This window comes from Alteraurantiacibacter palmitatis (genome assembly GCF_037154115.1).
Lineage (GTDB): Bacteria > Pseudomonadota > Alphaproteobacteria > Sphingomonadales > Sphingomonadaceae > Alteraurantiacibacter > Alteraurantiacibacter palmitatis.
In genome coordinates this window covers 59,910-77,464 of the sequence record NZ_JBANRO010000010.1, presented here as the reverse complement: position 1 = coordinate 77,464, position 17,555 = coordinate 59,910, and the positions used below count along the sequence as shown (strand labels likewise).

15 protein-coding genes are annotated in these 17,555 nt (G+C 64.9%); 5 read left to right on the top strand and 10 right to left on the bottom strand.

Annotation, left to right across the window (positions count from 1 at the left end):
- Positions 1–4 precede the first annotated feature (4 nt).
- A complete protein-coding gene (locus WFP44_RS12665) occupies positions 5–1,363 on the top strand; it encodes an MBL fold metallo-hydrolase (RefSeq protein ID WP_336926924.1) in 1,359 nt (452 codons plus the stop codon).
- Entirely contained in the window at positions 1,360–2,892 is a 1,533-nt protein-coding gene (locus tag WFP44_RS12660) for a thymidine phosphorylase family protein (RefSeq protein ID WP_336926923.1), read from the top strand. Before WFP44_RS12665 ends, WFP44_RS12660 begins: the two co-directional genes overlap by 4 nt.
- A gap of 22 nt (positions 2,893–2,914) precedes the next feature.
- Here the strand turns inward: WFP44_RS12660 and WFP44_RS12655 are convergent, their stop codons facing one another.
- The 3 genes from WFP44_RS12655 to WFP44_RS12645 all read right to left on the bottom strand — a co-directional run bounded on the left by WFP44_RS12655 (position 2,915) and on the right by WFP44_RS12645 (position 4,011).
- The gene (locus tag WFP44_RS12655; RefSeq protein ID WP_336926922.1) at positions 2,915–3,337 is read right to left on the bottom strand and encodes a hypothetical protein; all 423 of its coding nucleotides are present in this window, start codon (positions 3,335–3,337) and stop codon (positions 2,915–2,917) included.
- A gap of 209 nt (positions 3,338–3,546) precedes the next feature.
- The gene (locus WFP44_RS12650; protein ID WP_336926921.1) at positions 3,547–3,744 is read right to left on the bottom strand and encodes a heavy-metal-associated domain-containing protein; all 198 of its coding nucleotides are present in this window, start codon (positions 3,742–3,744) and stop codon (positions 3,547–3,549) included.
- A 30-nt stretch (positions 3,745–3,774) separates the two neighbouring features.
- A complete protein-coding gene (locus WFP44_RS12645; protein ID WP_336926920.1) occupies positions 3,775–4,011 on the bottom strand; it encodes a hypothetical protein in 237 nt (78 codons plus the stop codon).
- 471 nt (positions 4,012–4,482) lie between these two features.
- Between WFP44_RS12645 and WFP44_RS12640 the strand changes: the two genes are divergently transcribed.
- The 3 genes from WFP44_RS12640 to WFP44_RS12630 are packed head-to-tail and all read left to right on the top strand — an operon-like array spanning position 4,483 to position 7,801.
- Positions 4,483–6,846 carry a heavy metal translocating P-type ATPase gene (locus WFP44_RS12640; RefSeq protein WP_452039004.1) on the top strand — a complete coding sequence of 788 codons (2,364 nt, stop codon included), beginning with the start codon at positions 4,483–4,485 and terminating at the stop codon, positions 6,844–6,846.
- Positions 6,843–7,337 carry a Cu(I)-responsive transcriptional regulator gene (cueR, locus tag WFP44_RS12635; protein WP_336926919.1) on the top strand — a complete coding sequence of 165 codons (495 nt, stop codon included), beginning with the start codon at positions 6,843–6,845 and terminating at the stop codon, positions 7,335–7,337. Before WFP44_RS12640 ends, cueR begins: the two co-directional genes overlap by 4 nt.
- On the top strand, positions 7,334–7,801 hold the full coding sequence (locus WFP44_RS12630; RefSeq protein WP_336926918.1) for a DUF411 domain-containing protein: 468 nt from the start codon (positions 7,334–7,336) through the stop codon (positions 7,799–7,801). The genes cueR and WFP44_RS12630 overlap by 4 nt, the downstream gene beginning before the upstream one ends.
- A gap of 90 nt (positions 7,802–7,891) precedes the next feature.
- Here WFP44_RS12630 and WFP44_RS12625 read toward each other — a convergent pair whose 3' ends face one another.
- The 7 genes from WFP44_RS12625 to WFP44_RS12595 all read right to left on the bottom strand — a co-directional run bounded on the left by WFP44_RS12625 (position 7,892) and on the right by WFP44_RS12595 (position 17,555).
- Positions 7,892–9,256 (bottom strand): tyrosine-type recombinase/integrase, encoded by a 1,365-nt coding sequence (locus WFP44_RS12625; protein WP_336926917.1) that lies wholly within the window; start codon positions 9,254–9,256, stop codon positions 7,892–7,894.
- A gap of 229 nt (positions 9,257–9,485) precedes the next feature.
- Positions 9,486–9,668, bottom strand: a complete 183-nt coding sequence (locus WFP44_RS12620) for a DUF2256 domain-containing protein (RefSeq protein WP_336926916.1) — start codon at positions 9,666–9,668, stop codon at positions 9,486–9,488.
- The gene (locus WFP44_RS12615; RefSeq protein ID WP_336926915.1) at positions 9,668–10,906 is read right to left on the bottom strand and encodes an FAD-binding domain-containing protein; all 1,239 of its coding nucleotides are present in this window, start codon (positions 10,904–10,906) and stop codon (positions 9,668–9,670) included. The genes WFP44_RS12620 and WFP44_RS12615 overlap by 1 nt, the downstream gene beginning before the upstream one ends.
- 63 nt (positions 10,907–10,969) lie before the next feature.
- Positions 10,970–12,466, bottom strand: coding sequence for a tannase/feruloyl esterase family alpha/beta hydrolase (locus tag WFP44_RS12610; protein ID WP_336926914.1), 1,497 nt, complete (start codon positions 12,464–12,466; stop codon positions 10,970–10,972).
- On the bottom strand, positions 12,466–15,102 hold the full coding sequence (locus WFP44_RS12605) for a TonB-dependent receptor plug domain-containing protein (protein WP_336926913.1): 2,637 nt from the start codon (positions 15,100–15,102) through the stop codon (positions 12,466–12,468). Before WFP44_RS12605 ends, WFP44_RS12610 begins: the two co-directional genes overlap by 1 nt.
- Positions 15,103–15,307: 205 nt before the next feature.
- Entirely contained in the window at positions 15,308–16,426 is a 1,119-nt protein-coding gene (locus tag WFP44_RS12600) for a CapA family protein (protein WP_336926912.1), read from the bottom strand.
- Between the two features lie 88 nt (positions 16,427–16,514).
- Positions 16,515–17,555 (bottom strand): LacI family DNA-binding transcriptional regulator, encoded by a 1,041-nt coding sequence (locus tag WFP44_RS12595; protein WP_336926911.1) that lies wholly within the window; start codon positions 17,553–17,555, stop codon positions 16,515–16,517.

The following is a 17,555-nucleotide window of genomic DNA, read 5'->3' as shown; positions in this document are numbered from 1 at the left end:
CTTCATGCTCACACTCACTTCGCTCGGCGGCGCAGGGACCGTCACCGGCTCCAAGCATCTGCTGGAGCACGACGGCAAACGCATCCTTGTCGATTGTGGGCTGTTTCAGGGCATGAAAAATCTGCGAGAGCTCAATTGGGAGCCGCTGCCCGTCCCGTCCGAGAGCATCGACGCGGTCATCCTCACCCACGCGCATCTCGATCATTCGGGCTATCTGCCGCGTCTGGTGCGCAACGGGTTTCGCGGGCGCATCTTCGCGACCGCAGCAACCCGCGACGTAGCCGAACTCATTCTCAAGGACAGCGGCTATCTCAACGAGAAGGACGCCGATTTTCTTAACCGCACTGGCGCGACCCGGCACAAGCCGGCCCTGCCTCTCTATACGGTGCGCGACGCCGAGCGTGCGCTCCAATCCTTCACAACGATTCCAATCCGCAAGCCGACCGCGCTTTTTGAAGGGGCTGTATTCACCTTCCGTCGTGCCGGCCACATTCTCGGCGCGGCGACCGTGGACCTCACGTGGGGCGGGCAGCGTATCGCTTTCTCGGGCGATCTTGGCCGTTACGGCGATCCCTTCATGCTCGACCCTGAGCCGATCCCGGACGCCGATCATGTCGTGGTCGAGTCCACATATGGAAACCGCGTCCATGACGGCGCCGATCCGACCGCAGCTCTGGGCGCGATCGCCGAGCGCACCGTCCGGCGCGGCGGCACGCTCATTATCCCCGCCTTCGCAGTCGGGCGCGCCCAAGCATTGCTCTATCATCTTTGGAAGTTGCGCGAAGCGGGCCGCCTTAAAAATGTCCCGATCTATCTCGACAGCCCGATGGCGATCAACGCCAGCGAGATGCTGTGCGCCTATCTGGACGATCACCGGCTCAGCGCCGAGGTTTGCAGCGCTTCCTGCGCGATTGCCACCTACACGCGCGAGGTGGAAGAATCCAAGGCGATCACGATGAGTCCCTATCCCAAGATCGTCATCTCGGCGAGCGGCATGGCAACGGGCGGGCGTGTGCTGCATCATCTCAAAGCATTTGCGCCCGATCACAAGAACACAATCCTCTTCTCCGGCTTCCAGGCTGCGGGCACGCGCGGGCGTGCCATGCTCGAAGGCGCACGCGAGGTGAAAATTCACGGCCAGTGGATTCCCGTCCAAGCCGAAGTCGCCGACCTGCCGATGCTCTCGGCACACGCCGACGCCAACGAACTGATGCGGTGGCTGACTGGTTTCAAGCGTTCGCCGCGGCGTGTCTTCGTTGTGCATGGCGAGGCGCAGGCGTCCGAGGCGATGCGCTCGCGCATTGACCGCGAGCTCGGTTGGAACGCTGTCGTGCCGCGCCAAGATCAAGTATTCGAGTTATGACGCGAAACAATGCGCATACAGGCGCTCCGTTGCAGCCGGCGCTTCGAGCCAAGCGGCTTGGGCTCTACGCCCAACACCAGCCGGTCGTGATCATGCGCACCGACTGTCATGTGTGCCGTGCCGAAGGGCTTTCGAGCCGTTCGCAAGTGCTTGTCTCGGCCGGCGGACGGCAGGTGCAAGCGGCTCTCTTTCAAGTCCAAGGCGACGCTCTGCTCGCAATCAACGAGGCGGCGCTCTCGGAGACCGCCTGGCAGGCGCTCGGCGTCGCCGAAGGCGACATGATCCATGTGTCCCATGCCCCCGCCATCGAATCGCTCGCCAGCGTGCGCCATCGCATCTACGGCCATCGCCTCGACGCGCGCGCGTTCGCGGACATCGTCGGCGACGTCGCGGCCGGTCGCTACACCGACGTCCATCTCGCCGCCTTTCTGACTGCGAGCGCGGCGCTTCCGCTGGACGAGGACGAGACGGTCGACTTGACCGCAGCCATGATCGACATCGGCGACCGCCTGCGCTGGGATGCGCCGTGTGTCGTCGACAAGCATTGCGTTGGCGGCTTGCCGGGCAACCGCACGACGCCAATCATCGTTGCGATCGTCGCCGCGAACGGGCTCGTCATGCCAAAAACCTCCTCACGCGCGATCACATCTCCGGCCGGCACCGCCGACACGATGGAGACGCTCGCCCCGGTTGATCTCGACATGGCGACGCTAAAGCGTGTCGTCGAACAGGAGGGCGGCTGCGTCGCTTGGGGCGGTGCGGTGCATCTCAGCCCGGCCGATGACAAGTTCGTGCGCATCGAGCGCGAACTGGACATCGACACCGAAGGCCAACTTATCGCGTCGGTTCTCTCCAAAAAGATCGCCGCTGGATCGACTCATGTGGTGATCGACATCCCTGTCGGCCCGACCGCCAAGGTGCGCAATGCCGAAACGGCCGAACGGCTGGCCGAGCGCATGCGTAGCGTGGCGGCTCGCTTCAACCTGACGGCGCGCTGCCTGCTTACGGACGGGGCTCAGCCCGTGGGCCGCGGCGTCGGCCCCGCGCTCGAAGCGTTCGACGTGCTCGCCGTCTTGCGCAACGCATCCGATGCGCCCGACGACCTCCGCCGCCGCTCGGTCGTTCTTGCTGGCGCCGCGCTGGAGATCGGCGGCAAAGCGAAGACCGGACAAGGCGCCGCACTGGCGCTCGAAACGCTCGCTAATGGTCAAGCTTGGTCAAAGTTCGAGGCGATCTGCGAAGCACAGGGCGGAATGCGCACGCCCCCGGTGGCTGCGCATGTGCAGCCGCTCATCGCACCGCGCGCCGGACACATCGTTCATATCGACAACCGTAAGCTTGCGCGCCTTGCCAAGCTGGCGGGGGCGCCCGATGCGAAAGCGGCCGGCGTGCTCATGAACGTGCGCATTGGTGACGAGGTCGGCCGAGGCGAACCCTTGATCCACCTCCATGCCGAAACCGGCGGCGAGTTGAACTATGCGCTCGACTATGCCGAACGCAACCCGGACATCGTCTCATTGACCCCGTGATCGCCCGGCGTCCGGGTCCAGCTTATCGTCGGCCTTTCGACGCGAGCAACACAGCGGCGGCTGCCGCCAGTAGAAAGATCGCCGCGATGAACCACAGGAAATCGGATCTGAGGACGATGTTGCTAATGAGAAAGCGTCCGAACGCGGCCAGAATGCCGAGCGCTGTCGCCCAATAGAGCCAGCGCGCGCGCCCTGTCAGCATGAAGGTGCCGATCCCCATCAACAGCGCGCCAAAGCCGGCGACAAAGCCGCCCCATGTCCGGAACACGATTCCGAGCCAATCGAGCAAGGGAGGCGGCAGCACCTCCGGGGCCACGCCGATAAAAAGAATATCTTCCGGCAGCAGCGGCGGGCGCAACCACAGGAAATAGATTCCCGTTCCCAGTGTGAGGACGCCCAACACGAGCACCAGCGCGCCAACGAGCGGAGCCTTGTCGGAACCCATAGATCACTTCCTCACTATGTGGCCGCTAACTGCGGCACCGGCGCGTGACCTGGCCGCAATCAACCTGATCCGCCGCGTAGTCGGCGGCTGTTTTCTGAAGACCGTGCTCACGAAATACCAGCATCCCTATGGGCGCCGTTTAGTGCGCGCATAAGCATGTTCAGCGCCCGGAAGGTTCGGTGCCTAACGGCGGGAGGCCCGGTTTGGCGTCACGCTGCGTTCACCGCCGGAAATCCGGCGGCGGCCAAGGCGTGCTCAATTTCGGCTTGCGGTTGGTTGGACGTCACCTCGACGATCCGGCTCGGCGGGTCTGCGGTGACATTGGCGGTCGGATCGACCGACTGGATAGCTTTGGTGACGCCGCGGGCGCAGCCACCGCAGGTCATGTTCTGGATACGGAAGCGCATGGGACTCTCCTGTTTGTGTCTCATGCTCCCTCAAATGAGGCTTCCCATCGTTGGAAGGTCAAGTGCTTGATGGAAATAAACATGCCCCACATTGCGTTGACCGCCGAAAATCGTGCGGCGGTTAGCGCGGTCGATTTCAGCTTGAGGGTTGGAAGTCGCGATTGCGTAGTTATCGCGGAGGGCTTTCCGTTGTGCTAAGCACCCTTCGCTCAGATTTGGAGACACTAATATGAAGCTTCGCCTGTTCGCCGCCATCGCCGCAGCCATGCTCATCCCCGGCACTGCATATGCTATGGACTGCTGCAAGGAGGACAAGTGCGCGTGTTGCAAGGAGAATGATGCGCCCACGCCCGCTCCCCAAGGCGATCACCAGCACTGACAATGCGGATGCTGCCCGACTGCCGCTGAGACAGCGACGCAGCGACGCGCTCTCTGGGTTGCGCTTACCCTCCATGCGGCCATATTCGCTGTCGAGACGGCAACGGGCTCGCCTGATCGCCGATGCGGTGAACATACTGCCTGAACCGCGCCACCGTTGCGCGTCATGCGCATGCGCGGACTTGGACCATAGTCCTCCTGTGAGCACTCACGTTAAAATCGGCAGCGCACACGAGCTTTAATCCAGGTCAAGCGGAGAGTCTGGACCACTCTGCGGGGATTCGTGCATGGGCCTTGACCTTCCAACGATGGGAACCCCTACATAGGGCGCGAGCCAACGAATTATCGAAGGAATCGCGCGTGGATATTCAGTCCAAAATGCACTCGCGGGTCGACACCCCCATCAGCCTAGCGATCGAGGGGATGAGCTGCGCGTCCTGCGTTGGACGGGTGGAGCAGGCTCTCGCGTCGGTGCCGGGCGTCACGGCAGCGCGCGTCAATCTGGCGAGCGAGCGTGCCGCCGTCGAAGGCAGCGACGACATAGCAGCACTAATCCGCGCCATAGAGGGCGCGGGGTATGAGGCGCGTCTCCTCGGCCACGATCCCGTTCAGGACAGCAAGGCCGCTGCGCGGAGGGACGCCGATGCCGCTGCCCTCAAGCGCGATGTCGCCATTGCCGCCATTCTGACCGTGCCTCTGTTGGTGCTCGAAATGGGCTCCCATCTCGTCCCGGCGATGCACGACCTCATCATGCGCACCATCGGCATGCAGGCGAATTGGTATCTACAGTTCGTGCTGGCGACGCTGGTGTTGTTCGGCCCCGGTCTGCGCTTCTACCGCAAGGGCGTGCCTGCCTTGGCGCGTCTCGCGCCCGACATGAACGCGCTGGTCGCGGTCGGCACCTTCGCCGCCTATGCTTATTCGCTGGTTGCGACCTTTGCCGCCGATATTCTGCCGCCGGACTCAGTCCATGTCTATTACGAGGCGGCGGCCGTCATCGTCACCTTGATCCTGCTGGGCCGCTACCTCGAAGCGCGCGCCAAGGGCCGCACTTCCGAGGCAATCAAGCGACTTGTCGGACTTCAGCCGAAGATCGCCCGCGTGCGCCGCGAGGGCCGCGTGGTCCAAATCGACGTCGCCGAGATCTCCTCGGGCGACATTGTCGAGGTGCGCCCCGGTGAGCGCGTGCCAGTCGATGGAGAGGTGCTCGAAGGCGAAAGCTATGTCGATGAATCGATGATCACCGGCGAGCCGGTCCCGGTCCTCAAGTCGCCGGGCTCTTTGCTTGTGGGCGGCACCGTGAACCAGCGCGGAGCGCTTGCCTTGTGCGCCACCGCAGTCGGTGAGGCAAGTATGCTGGCGCAGATCATCCGCATGGTCGAGGAAGCGCAAGGCTCCAAGCTGCCGATCCAGGCGCTGGTCGATCGAGTGACCATGTGGTTCGTGCCCGCCGTTATGGCAATCGCGGCGCTGACCTTCACGGTGTGGCTCACCTACGGACCCGCGCCGGCCCTCACTTTCGCGCTGGTTAATGCCGTAGCTGTCCTGATCATCGCCTGTCCGTGCGCAATGGGACTCGCGACGCCAACCTCGATCATGGTCGGCACGGGACGCGGCGCCGAGCTTGGCGTGCTGTTTCGCAAGGGCGAGGCACTCCAGCTCTTGCAAGACATCAGGATCGTTGCCCTCGACAAGACCGGCACACTTACGGAGGGCAAGCCCACCCTCACCGATCTGGAGTTGGCCGAAGGATTCACACGCGCGGACGTGCTTGCGCGGATCGCCGCGGTCGAGGCGAAATCCGAGCACCCGATCGCGCGGGCAATCGTCGCCGCGGCCGAAGCGGATGGGCTCGAAAGGTTCGAAGCTGCCGCATTTGAATCCGTCACCGGCTTCGGCGTGCGCGCGGAGGTCACAGGCACTCGCGTCGAGATCGGCGCGGACCGCTTCATGCGCAGCCTGGGCCTGGACGTTGCGCCGTTTGCCGCGACCGCCGCGCAGCTCGCAGAGGAGGGCAAGTCGCCGCTCTACGGCGCGATCGACGGCATCCTCGCGGCCATCATCGCCGTCTCGGACCCGGTGAAGGAGACCACGCCCGAGGCCATCGACGCCTTGCATCGCCTCGGCCTCAAGATCGCGATGATTACCGGCGACAATGCGCGCACGGCCGAGGCTATCGCACGGCGGCTCGGAATCGACGAGGTCGTCGCCGAAGTGCTCCCCGAAGGCAAAGTCGAGGCCGTGCGCCGGCTCAAGGTCGAGCACGGCCGGCTCGCCTTCGTCGGCGATGGTGTCAACGATGCGCCAGCGCTTGCGGAGGCCGACGTCGGGCTCGCCGTCGGCACCGGCACGGACATCGCCATCGAGGCGGCCGATGTCGTGTTGATGTCGGGCAGCCTCAAGGGCGTCGCCAACGCCTTCGCCTTGTCCAAGGCGACCATCGCCAATATTCGCCAGAACCTGTTTTGGGCGTTCGCCTACAATACGCTGCTGATCCCCGTCGCGGCTGGTGTGCTGTATCCGGTCTTCGGCCTTCGCCTGTCGCCAATGCTCGCGGCGGGCGCGATGGCGCTGTCGAGCATCTTCGTTCTCGGCAACGCCTTGCGGCTGCGCCATTTCCAAGCGCCGCTGCCGGCCGGGCGCGCGCGCGCCACATCCTCGGAACCCGCAACCCAAGCCAGCGACAGCGCGCGGCGCGCCGTGATCGAAGGGAGCCCCGCATGAACATCGGCGAGGCAGCGCGCCGATCAGGCGTCAGCGCCAAGATGATCCGCTATTACGAGCAGATCGGTCTCATTCCATCGGTCGGCCGCACCGAGAGCGGATACCGCGATTACGGGGCCAGCGACATCCACATGCTACGTTTCATCCGTCGCGCGCGAGACCTCGGCTTTTCCACCGCGGAGATCAACGAGTTGCTCCAGCTCTGGCGCGACCGATCCCGGAGGAGCGGCGATGTCAAACGGATCGCACTCGCTCACATCACCAACCTTCGTCAGCGCATCGCCGAAATGGAGGAAATGGCCGCAGCGCTTGAGCATCTGGCCGAGTGCTGCGCGGGCGACGAGAGGCCAGATTGCCCGATTCTCACCGATCTCGAAAGTCCGACGGAGATGGGAGAGGAGGCCCGTCCATCGAAGCCGTCGCCGCGCGCGTTCCGCCGCAGCCTTCAACGAGGGCAAGCCTCCCGAAACACGAAAGGAAACCTCGCATGATCGCAATATCCCGTCGTAAGCTGCTCGCCCTCGGCGCGATCGGCGCCACTGCCTCCGTCGCGATCGCCGCGCCGTGGCTCTCGGCCGCTTCCGCCCAGCCGGCGATCGACGTTTCCCGCTCTCCAAGTTGCGGCTGTTGCGGCGACTGGATCACGCACATGCGCGCCGCCGGTTTCACGGTCAATGACAGGCTCGTCGACGACTTGGCGCCGCTCAAAGCCCAGCTCGGCGTGCCGGCCGACCTGCAATCCTGTCACACCGCCTTCATCGACGGCTATGCCATCGAAGGCCACGTTCCGGCCCAGGATGTGCATCGCCTCCTGCGCGAACGACCGGCCGCCGCCGGCCTCGCCGTGGCCGGCATGCCACTCGGCTCGCCCGGCATGGAAGTCGACGGCAGGAAGGAGCCCTACGAAGTAATCCTATTCACGGCATCAGGCCGAAGCGTATTCGCCCGTCATTGAGCTGCCGCGCAATCCCGTATGCCCTCACCGCCGATCCGCGTCACGACGGCGGCAGCGAGGATAATCGGCATTCAATAGCGCTTCCTGAGATTAGGCCGCGAGACGGTCCAATTCCTCCGGCTGCGTTGGCGTCTCCGCGCGAGGCGTCAGGAACCGAACCAGCGCGGCCTTCCTGGAAGTCCGGTCAAGTGCATAATGGGTGTGGGACAGCTCTGCCCCGTCGAGCAACGCTTGGATGTATCCGGAGACTGTATCTGCCGCCATGACGAGCGCCGCATCGAGTGTATGCACATAGCGGCTGGTGATCGAACTGGAGGCGTGGCCGAGCAGCGCCGCAATCGTGATCTCGGTAAAACCTAGGTCATTTGCGATGCTGGCGAAGCTGTGACGCAGGACATGCGCGGTGACATCCGCCAGTTCGGTCCCGGCGAAAATCTTCTCCCAATGTCGGGGGAAGCTGCCGAACGGCCCGTCTGGGTTCCTCTCGCCGGGAAACACATAGGGGCTGTCGCCATCCATGTCCCGCTCGTCGAAATACTCGACGATGGGCAAGCCCATCGGACGAACGGACTGACCTTCCTTCGTGTCCTCGAACCGGAAGGCGCTCCCAACCGTGTCGATCTCCGCTTTTCGCACCTCGATGATCTCGCCGCGTCGGCAGCCCGACATGGCGATCAGCCGGATGATGTCGACAGTGCGCGTATAGCGTTGGTCCTCGGCCGCTTTGGCGAGGATGCGGCCGAGGGTCCGATACTCGTCCTCGTTCAGCCGCCGCTTCCGCACCACGTCCTTCGGCTTGCGGACACCGTGCGCCGGATTGACCTCGATGATGCCCAGCTCGTCTCGCGCATAGGTGAAGATGCCCCCCAGCAGGCCGACCGTGCGGCTCGCCGCGCCGAGGCCGCCCCGGACGATCGACTTGCCGCGCAGCTTCTTCGTCTTCTCGCTGGTGCGCGTCTTGCCGGCCATGATGTCCTTCATCATCGCCGTCACGTCCGCCTTGGTGACATGGGTGACACGCTTCGAGCCGAGGAGCGGAATGATATGGCGCGTGATCCGGCCAAGATCAGTGATCTTGGTGCTGGCCTTCTTGGGCCGGCCGCCCTTGCCGAGAATCCGGCCGGCCTCCAGTTCCGCCATATACAGCTCGCACAGCTCCTTCACCGAGATCGCCTTGCGGGCACTGTTCCGACCTTCGAGCGGATCGTTGCCCTTGGATACTTCGGCGAGCGCCTGAATTGCCAACGTGCGCGCCTGCTCGGCGGTGATCGCGCCATGCCGGCCGAGCTTCATCCGGCGCCGCACATTGTTGGCGTTTCGGTAGTCGACGAAGTAGGTTCGCGTGCCTGAAGGCAGCACGAACACGCCAAAGCCCTTTAGATCGCTGCACCAGACGGTATATTGCCGGTCTCGCGGCTCGGCCTTGTCAACGACGGTTTTCGTCAATTTTGGCATATGCACCTCGCTAGAGCGGGTCCAGAAAACTCACCAAAAACTCACCAGCAGATCGAAAACTGTGGGGTGTTTTTGCGTAGTCTGGAATACCCTTGTTGTCAAGAAATCACTGTATAAACAGTGACTTATCGTGCTCTAGCGTTAGATTGAAAAGCCTAGCGTAGCGTTGTAGTTCTAGCTCCGAAGGCAGAGGTCACAGGTTCGAATCCTGTCGGGTGCGCCAGCTTTTCTAGGCGCGTTCGCCCCGGCCTTTCCGTCTGAGATCACCCTTGCAGCGTTCCGAGCACGTCTTCACCTCGTCCCAGTCGCGCGCCCATTTCTTGCGCCAGGCGAAGGGGCGGCCGCAGGCGGCGCAGGTTTTTTCGGGCAGATTGCTCTTGGTATAGCGTTTCGCCTCGGCCTTGGCGGGCATCAGCCGATGCCCAGCGCGCGCAGGCCTTCGGGAATCCGTTCCTTGAACGGGAAAAAGCCTTTCGTGGCGTGCGGCCAGAAGGTCTCGTCCCAGGCACGGCGCGGTCGCCGCAGCGCGATGCCTTCAGCGGCCAGGGCAGGAGCCAGCCGTTCGAGCGCCGCGGCCACCTGGCCGATCGGCGCATAGGGGGTCACGATCTGCCGCGCCCCGGCCGCCCGCGCGGCGGCGAGCAGTGTCGCCGCATCGAGCCGCGCCGCCTGTTCCACCGCAAGGCCGGCGTCAGCGGCAATGGCACGGGCGCAATCGGTGGCTGCATCAACGGCAAAGCGGCGCGCTCTGCTGCCCCACACAAGCGTGTCATCGTCCACCACCAGCGCGCCTGCAAAGGTCGGCCGCCCCCCATTGGTCTCGCTGCGCGACAGCCATTCGGGCCACATATCCTCGGGCGTGACGAGCAGCAGAGCGGGCGCATCGGGATCGGGTGTTTCGCGCCTTGGCAGGGCTTGCGGCTTGCCCAGCGGTTCCTCGGTCAGCGCTTCGGCTTCGGTCGCAAGGCCAGCAGGAGCAAAGCGGCCCTTGGTGTAGCGCGCGATATTGTCCGCCGTGGCGAGGTAGGTCTTGCCCGGCGTCTGCAACCCCGCCACCCAGCGCCATGACAGCGTGTTGCTGGCGGCATCGGCATCGAGCAGATGGCGCAGGAAGAAATCCGCCCCCAGCGTCCAGGGCAGGCGCAGGGTGAAAATCCAGATCGAGGCGAACCACATCCGGGCGTGGTTGTGCAGATATCCGGTGGCGAGCAGTTCGCGCGCCCAGTCGTCAAATCCCTCGATGCCCGTTGCCCCGCTTTGCGCTGCGGCCAGCATGATCGGGTTCCGCAGTGCCGCCTGATCCGCCTCACGCTGCGCCAGATAGCGCGTCCAGACCTGCGGGCGCATTTCCAGCCACCCTTTCCAGTAGGTGCGCCAGAGCACTTCCTGCACATATTTTTCCGCCGCCTGCAGGCTATGGCGGGCCAGCACGGCGGATACCACCTCCTCCTCCGCCAGCAGGCGGTGGCGGATATAGGGGGACAGCCGCGATACGGCCGAAGCCGCGCCGGGGCCGGAATCGGTGTTGCGCCATTCGGCATAGGCGCGGCCTGCCTGCGGCACAAAAGCGGCGAGCCTTTCCAGCGCGGCGGCGCGCGTGGGTGGAAACAGCGATTGCGCCGGTGCGCGCACGGGGGTCTGAATGGTCATGGCCCGGCCTTCCTGCCCTGTCGCGCGTCGCTTCGCACTACCGGCTTTGTGCGGGCCGTCGCCTCAGCTTGCGGACATTATGGCGGAAAGCACCGGGTCCACGCGGCAGGCGCCCTGCGCATCATCCGGCCCTTCGAACTGCAGCGCGGAAGGAAAGGGGCAGAGCGTGCGGGTAAAGGCAGGCGCGCCGTTCTCCAGCCGTGTGGCAGTCAGCGTTTGCGGCGCCTCGCCCTGCTCTACCCAGCGGATCAGCGCCCACAATGCGTCGCGCGCCGGATCGCCGGGGAAGGCGGCATGGCCCGAACCGCCGAACTGGTCGGCCCCCGGCCCGCCTGCGCAGTGATACATCCCCGGCACCATGAACAGCCGCGCGGTCTGGGCCAGTTGCTCCAACCCGCCATTGGCGCGGGCAAGGCCGGCATACCAGTCGATCGTGGGGCCGGCATTGGTGGAAGGGTCGGCCCAGCCCTGATAGATGATCGCCTTGCCGCCCAGCCGGACAAAGGCGTTGATCGCGGTGCGGTCGGCGCGCAATTCGGGCATGGCGCGGTTGGCGGCGGCCAGATCGCGGCTGCGCTGGAATGTGTCCTCGTCCCAGTGGGGATCGTCGAATACGCCATCGGCCCACATCGCGCGCAGCAGCGGCGAAGGCGGGCCGGGGCGCGTGCGCACGCCGGGGAACAGGCCGCCATCCATCGCCGCGCCGCTTTCGTCCAGCAAGGGGCTGGTGATCGCGCGCAGCATGGCGAGGCGCGGTGCGGGAATGCAATCGCCGCCGGTCAGCCCCGCAGGACATTCGAGCGTCGCGAGGTCAAAGGTGCAGGCGGCGGGGTTCTCGACAATTCCGTCCACCCGCCCGTCGCCCGCATCGCAGGCCTGTGTCACGCGCGCCTCGTAAAGCGTCCAGTCGGCATCGGTCAGCGCGGCATCCGGGCTCCATTTCTGAAGCAGGGCAAACCACATCATCCGCACCGATTGCAGCGGCATATAGGGGCCGGGTGCGCCCGCGAGTATGCCGTCAAAATCGGCGGGGTAATTCTGCAGGGATTTGAGCGCCTGGCGTCCGCCGCCCGAACAGCCCGTGAAATAGGCATGGCTGACCGGCGCGCCATAGAACGCCTCGGTCAGCCGCCGTGCGGCCACGGTGGTGAGGTGCACGGCGCGGTGTTCGTAATCGACGCGCGCCTTGGCATCGGCCATCCAGCGTGCATCGCCCGCCTTGTGCCCGCTGTCGGTGCTGGCCACGGCAAAGCCTTCGTTCACCCGCAGGCTCATGTCGGCATAGTTGAACACGCCCGCATCGCCGCCCACGCCCGCACCCAGATAGCGGCGGTTCCAGTCCTGCGGCAGCCACAGTTCAAAGCCGATATTCCCCTCTATCGTCCCTTCGACCCGGCAAAGCGGGGCGGAAACGGGGCGCGGGGAATAGGCGCGCTGGGCAGTCGGCAGCCAGTTATCGCTGGGCTGCACGGCGGCAGCGCTGCTGACCACCACCTGGTCCGGATGCTGGCCCATCAGGGCAGCGCATCCGGCCAAAGTGGCAGCCAGCAGCTTGCCCATCAGAAGCGGAAGCCCGCCGTCACCGCGAAAATGCGGGGGAAGGGGCTGGCCGATTGCGGATCCCAGCCATTGGTGGTGTCCACAAAGGGCGGGTTGGCATCAAACAAATTGCGCACATCCGCGCCGATGCTGAAATTGTCGTTGATGTCGTAATTCAGCGACAGGTCGAAGGTGTTGTAATCCGACACTTTCTGCACCGGATTGACCGTGGTGTTGCGATAGCCGTTGAGGTAATTCCACACCAGCCGGGCGCGCAGCGCGTCGAACCGGGCGGTCAGGTCGCTTTGCGTGCGGAACTTGTGCGCAAAACCGATGGTGTTGAGCACGTTCTGCAACCCTGCGCCCGGCACCGCCTCGAACGCGTATTTCAGGACATAGCTGCCCTGCACGCCTGCCGACAGGTCGACCGCGCCCAATTCCCAGTCATAGGAGACCATGAAATCGAGCCCGCGCATCAGCGTGGTGCCCAGATTCTGGCGGCGGCCATCGGCGATGAAGGTCACATCCGCCGCATTGATCGTGCCGTTGATCGGCAGGCCCGAATTGATCAGCGCGTTCACCTGTGCCAGCGTGGGGTTGAACTGCACGAAATCGGCATAGAGCGGATTGGTGAGCAGGCCCGGCGTGCCGCGCAGCGCCTGGATCTGATCCTTGTAATCGATCCGGAAATAGCTGAGCGAGGCGTTGAAGCCCGGCAGGGCCACCGGCGCCAGCTCAACACTGGCCGACCAGGTTGTCGCGGTTTCCGGACGCAGGCCCGGATTGCCGCCGGCAAGGCCGATGCCGATCAGATTGCCACCACCCGGCCCCGGCAGGATGTCGGGATACAGGCCTGCGCCGCCCGCGACGGTGCTGGTTTCGGTAAAGGTCGGCGCGCGGAACGAGGTGCCGTAGCTGCCCTTTACCGTCACCCCGTCAACCGGCACCCAGGTGAGGCCGATCTTGGGATTGGTGGTGTTGCCGAAGTCCGAATATTCCTCGTGCCGCAGCGCCAGCGAAACCGACAATTCCTCCAGCCCCGGCGAGGCATTGCCGCCGCCCACCACGGGCACGAACACTTCGCCGAACACGGCATCGACATTGCGGCTGCCGCCCGCACCGGTCGAGCGGATATTGGCCGATGTGCCGGTGAGCAGATCGGTAAAAGTATATTCGGTGCGGTGTTCCGCGCCCAGCGCGATGCGCACATCGCCGCCGGGCAGTGCGAACAGCGAACCGTCGACCTGGCCGTTGATCACTTCGAGCCGCGTCTTGCCGATAATCACGAACAGATTGTCGGTGATGTTGTTGAGCGTCGTGAGGTTGACCGGGCCGCCGAACACATTGAGCGCGGTGGCCGGGTTGGTATCGGCCAGCGCCGCGTTCAGCCGCGGTGTATTGAAGCCGTTGCGGCGGCGGTCGGCGAGTTCGGACGACTTGCCGTAGGAATAATAGACCGTGCCGCGGAAATCGCTGAACAGATCGGCTTCCAGCCCCACCACGCCGTTCCACGAATCGGATTTGTAGGGGTTGAGCTGAAGCCCGATGATCGGTGTGGCCGACCAGTTGACCGTCACCGATGTGGCGCCGGCCACCGGTGTCACGAAGAACGGGTTCGTGCTGGGCACCACCACATTGGCCTGCGCAGTGATCGGCACCTGCCCGGTGCGCTCGGAATAGAAGCCGTCGGCAAACAGGCGCACCGGGCCGATTTCCTGGCTGAACGCGCCGACAAAGCTGGTGCGTTCCTGGCTCCAGATCACATGGTCGAGATCGCCATAGAAGCACAGATTGCGCGTGCCGGCCTGCAACTGGTTCGCCGTGGCAGGCGTTACGCCGCCTGCGGGAATGGCATAATTGACGCCGCCAACCACAATCGTGCCCGGCGCGCAATTGGCGCTGCGCAGATCGCGCCCGCCGCGCGCGCGGTTGTCCTGCTGATACCATTCGGACAATTCGGCGCCGAAAAGCGGGTTGTTCTCCGAATATTCGGCCGCCAGCATGATCCGGCCCGTATCCCAGCGGTGCCCGCCGATAACCGCGACCTGCTTTTCGTTGTAATCGCCCTCGGTAAAGCCGTAGCGCACGCGCCCTTCGATCCCGTCGACATCGGTGCGCAGGATCAGATTGACCACGCCGGCAATCGCGTCCGACCCGTAAATGGCCGATGCGCCATCCGCGACCACTTCCACGCGGCCCAGCGCGATCGAGGGGATGACCGAAGGATCGGTGAACTGGCCCTGCGTGCCCTGCGGCGGGAAGCGGCGGCCGTCATACAGGAGCAGCGTGGCGTTGGTGGAAATGCCGCGCAGATTGATACCCGCACCGCGCGTGGCGTTGGCCGCGCCGTTCTGCGCCGCGCCGCCCTGGCGGTTGGCCCCCAGCGAGACGACCTGCGGCACGCGGCGCAGGATGTCGTTGGTGGAAATCACCGGCTCGGCCAGGATTTCTTCCATGTTGAGCCCGATCACGTTGGAGCCGACCGGCTCGATCCCGCGGATGCGGCTGCCGGTCACGATGATGGCATCGCTGCTGGCCTGCGGCATATCCTCGGCCGGATCGGTGCTTTGCGCCTGCGCCGCAGGAGCGCACAGGGCCGCAGCCGCGAGTGCGAGAAACGACGCGCCGCGATGAAAGCGATTGCATGAGAAAGTCATCAAAATCCTCCCCTGAAGGAGCCTGCCGGCCGTGCCGGGGCGCCTGATTATTGCCAGCGAAGGGCGCTATTCTGCCAACGTTGCGCTGCGCGCTTCGGCGGCAGGTGCGGCTGCGGTCCCAACGCGCCGCGCATCCTCCATCCCGCGCCGGTCATAATTGGCGCGGATTCCAAATGCAAGCGCTATCATAGAGCGCCTGCCCGGATCAGCCCAACTCCAGCTCAACCATGTCTGGCCCCTGGGCATAGCGCGCGTTCAGCCCGGCTTCCTGCGTTACCGCCGACAGGTAATCCACAACGGCAGCGTGCTGCGCACTGCCCGGCGCGGCGAAGTGCGGCACGGCGTCACGGCCGATATGCAGCGGCAGGAAACCGGCTTTCAGCAGCTTGCCTTCGGCCACTTCGAACCGTGCGACCATGGCGAGGCGCGATGCCTTGGGGAAGTTGTAGAGCCCTTCGAAATCAGGCTCCCACTCTTCGGCCAGCACGCGGATTTCGTTCCAGCTTTTGGATTTGGCGTGCGCCTCGTCCATCGCCAGATCGGTGGCGAAATTGCACAGGCAATGGAACACCGGCTTGCCGTCGATCACCTGACACCCCTTGATGATATGCGGGTGCCCGCCGATGATCGCATCCGCCCCCGCCGCGATCGCGGCGCGCGCCACGTCATGCTCGTAATCGGCAATGACCGCGCGCACGAAATGGATGCCCCAATGCTGGCTGACAAAGACAAGGTCAGCCTGTGCCTTGGCGGCGCGAATATCGGCCTGCATGGCGGCAAGGTCATCGCGGTGCGGATAGGTGTGGATGCGCGCGGGCGTGCCCGGCTGGTCGTGCTCGATCTGTTCATACACCGTATGCGCGCGCATCGGGGCGCAGCCGGGCCGCCGCTCCTCCGCCCAGGTCGAATGCGGCAGGATGGAGGAATAGGCGAGGAAGGCCACGCGCGTCCCGTCGCCCAGCGTGCGGATCACCGGCTGGCGCGCTTCGGCAATATCGCGCCCCGCGCCCACCACGCTGATCCCGGCGGCCTCCAGATTGGCCTTGGTCTCGAAAAACGCCTCGCGCCCCCAATCCATGCAGTGATTGCCCGCCATCGAGATGATGTCGAACCCCGCGCGGCCCAGCGCGGCGGCGCCATCGGGCCGGGCGAGCACGGCGTGGCGTGCCTGCGGCAGGCGGCTGCCCTTCTCGGCAAAGCTGGTTTCCAGCTGGCCGAACACGATGTCGGCTGCGTGGAGCACATCGCGCGTGGCGACATAGCTGTCATCGTAATTGTCCCGGTCGGGCGCCAGATCGCCCGTGGCCAGTATGGTATGCGGCACCCGAAATCTCCCCGCCTTGTCTCAAACGTAATGTCTCATACGTAAGCGCTTGCATGGCAGAGCCTATGCGCCCTGACAAGGCGATCAATCACACGCTTTCGCGGGCAATCAGGCGGAAACCGACATCAATCTTGCGCGAAAGGAAGTCCTTGCCCTCCTGATGGCGGGCAATCGCGGCCATCACTTCGCGGGCTATGCGCGCGCCGTCCACATCGACCGAGGTGATGGTGGGGCGCATCTCGCCCGAAATGGCGTTGTTGCCAAAGCCCAGCACGCCCAGATCATCAGGCACGCGCAGGCCCGCTGCCTGCGCTTCCACGATCAGCCCTTGCGCCAGATGGTCCGACCCGCACACCACCACATCGGGCCGTTCGTCCATCCGGCGGATATCGGCAAAGACGCGCCGCGCATGGCCAAAGCGCGTGGGCATATCGACAATGCTTTCGGATGGCGGCGCGTGGCCCAGCGCCTGCCATTCGGTGAAGAATCCCTGCTTGCGCGCCTGCGCCCGCGGGCTGTCGGCCGTCACCAGATGCGGCCGCTGATACCCGCGCGAGGCGAGGAAGCGGGCAATGTCGCGCCCCGCATCCTCGTGGCTGAAGCCGATGGCGATCCCCACGGGTTCTTCGGGCAGTTCCCACACCTGGATGAACAGCGTGCGGCTGCGGGCCACCATGCTGTCCACTGCCTCGCTTGCCGGGCCGGTGGAGATGATCGCGTCCACCCGCCGGGCCAAAGCCGCGCGCACCAGGCTGTCGGTCCGGTCGCGCGATGTGCCGGTGAGGCCGATCATCACATTGTTGCCGCTGGCGGTCATTTCGCCCACCATGCGCTCGATCATGTCGTTGAACAGCGAATGTTCCAGATGCGGGATCAGCACCGCGACCATGCGGCTCTTGCTGCTCGCCAGATCGCCTGCCAGCGCGTTGGGGATATAGCCGGTCAGCTCGATCGCGGCACGGATGCGCGCGCCGGTCTCTTCCGCCACCACGCCGGGATTGTTGAGGAAGCGGCTGACCGTGGCGGAGGAGACCTTCGCCTCGCGTGCCACATCGGTCAGCGTCGGCGGGCGATTGGCGCTGGATCCCTGCTCTGTTCCGTTGGAACTGGCAGGCGGTGGCTTGGTCAT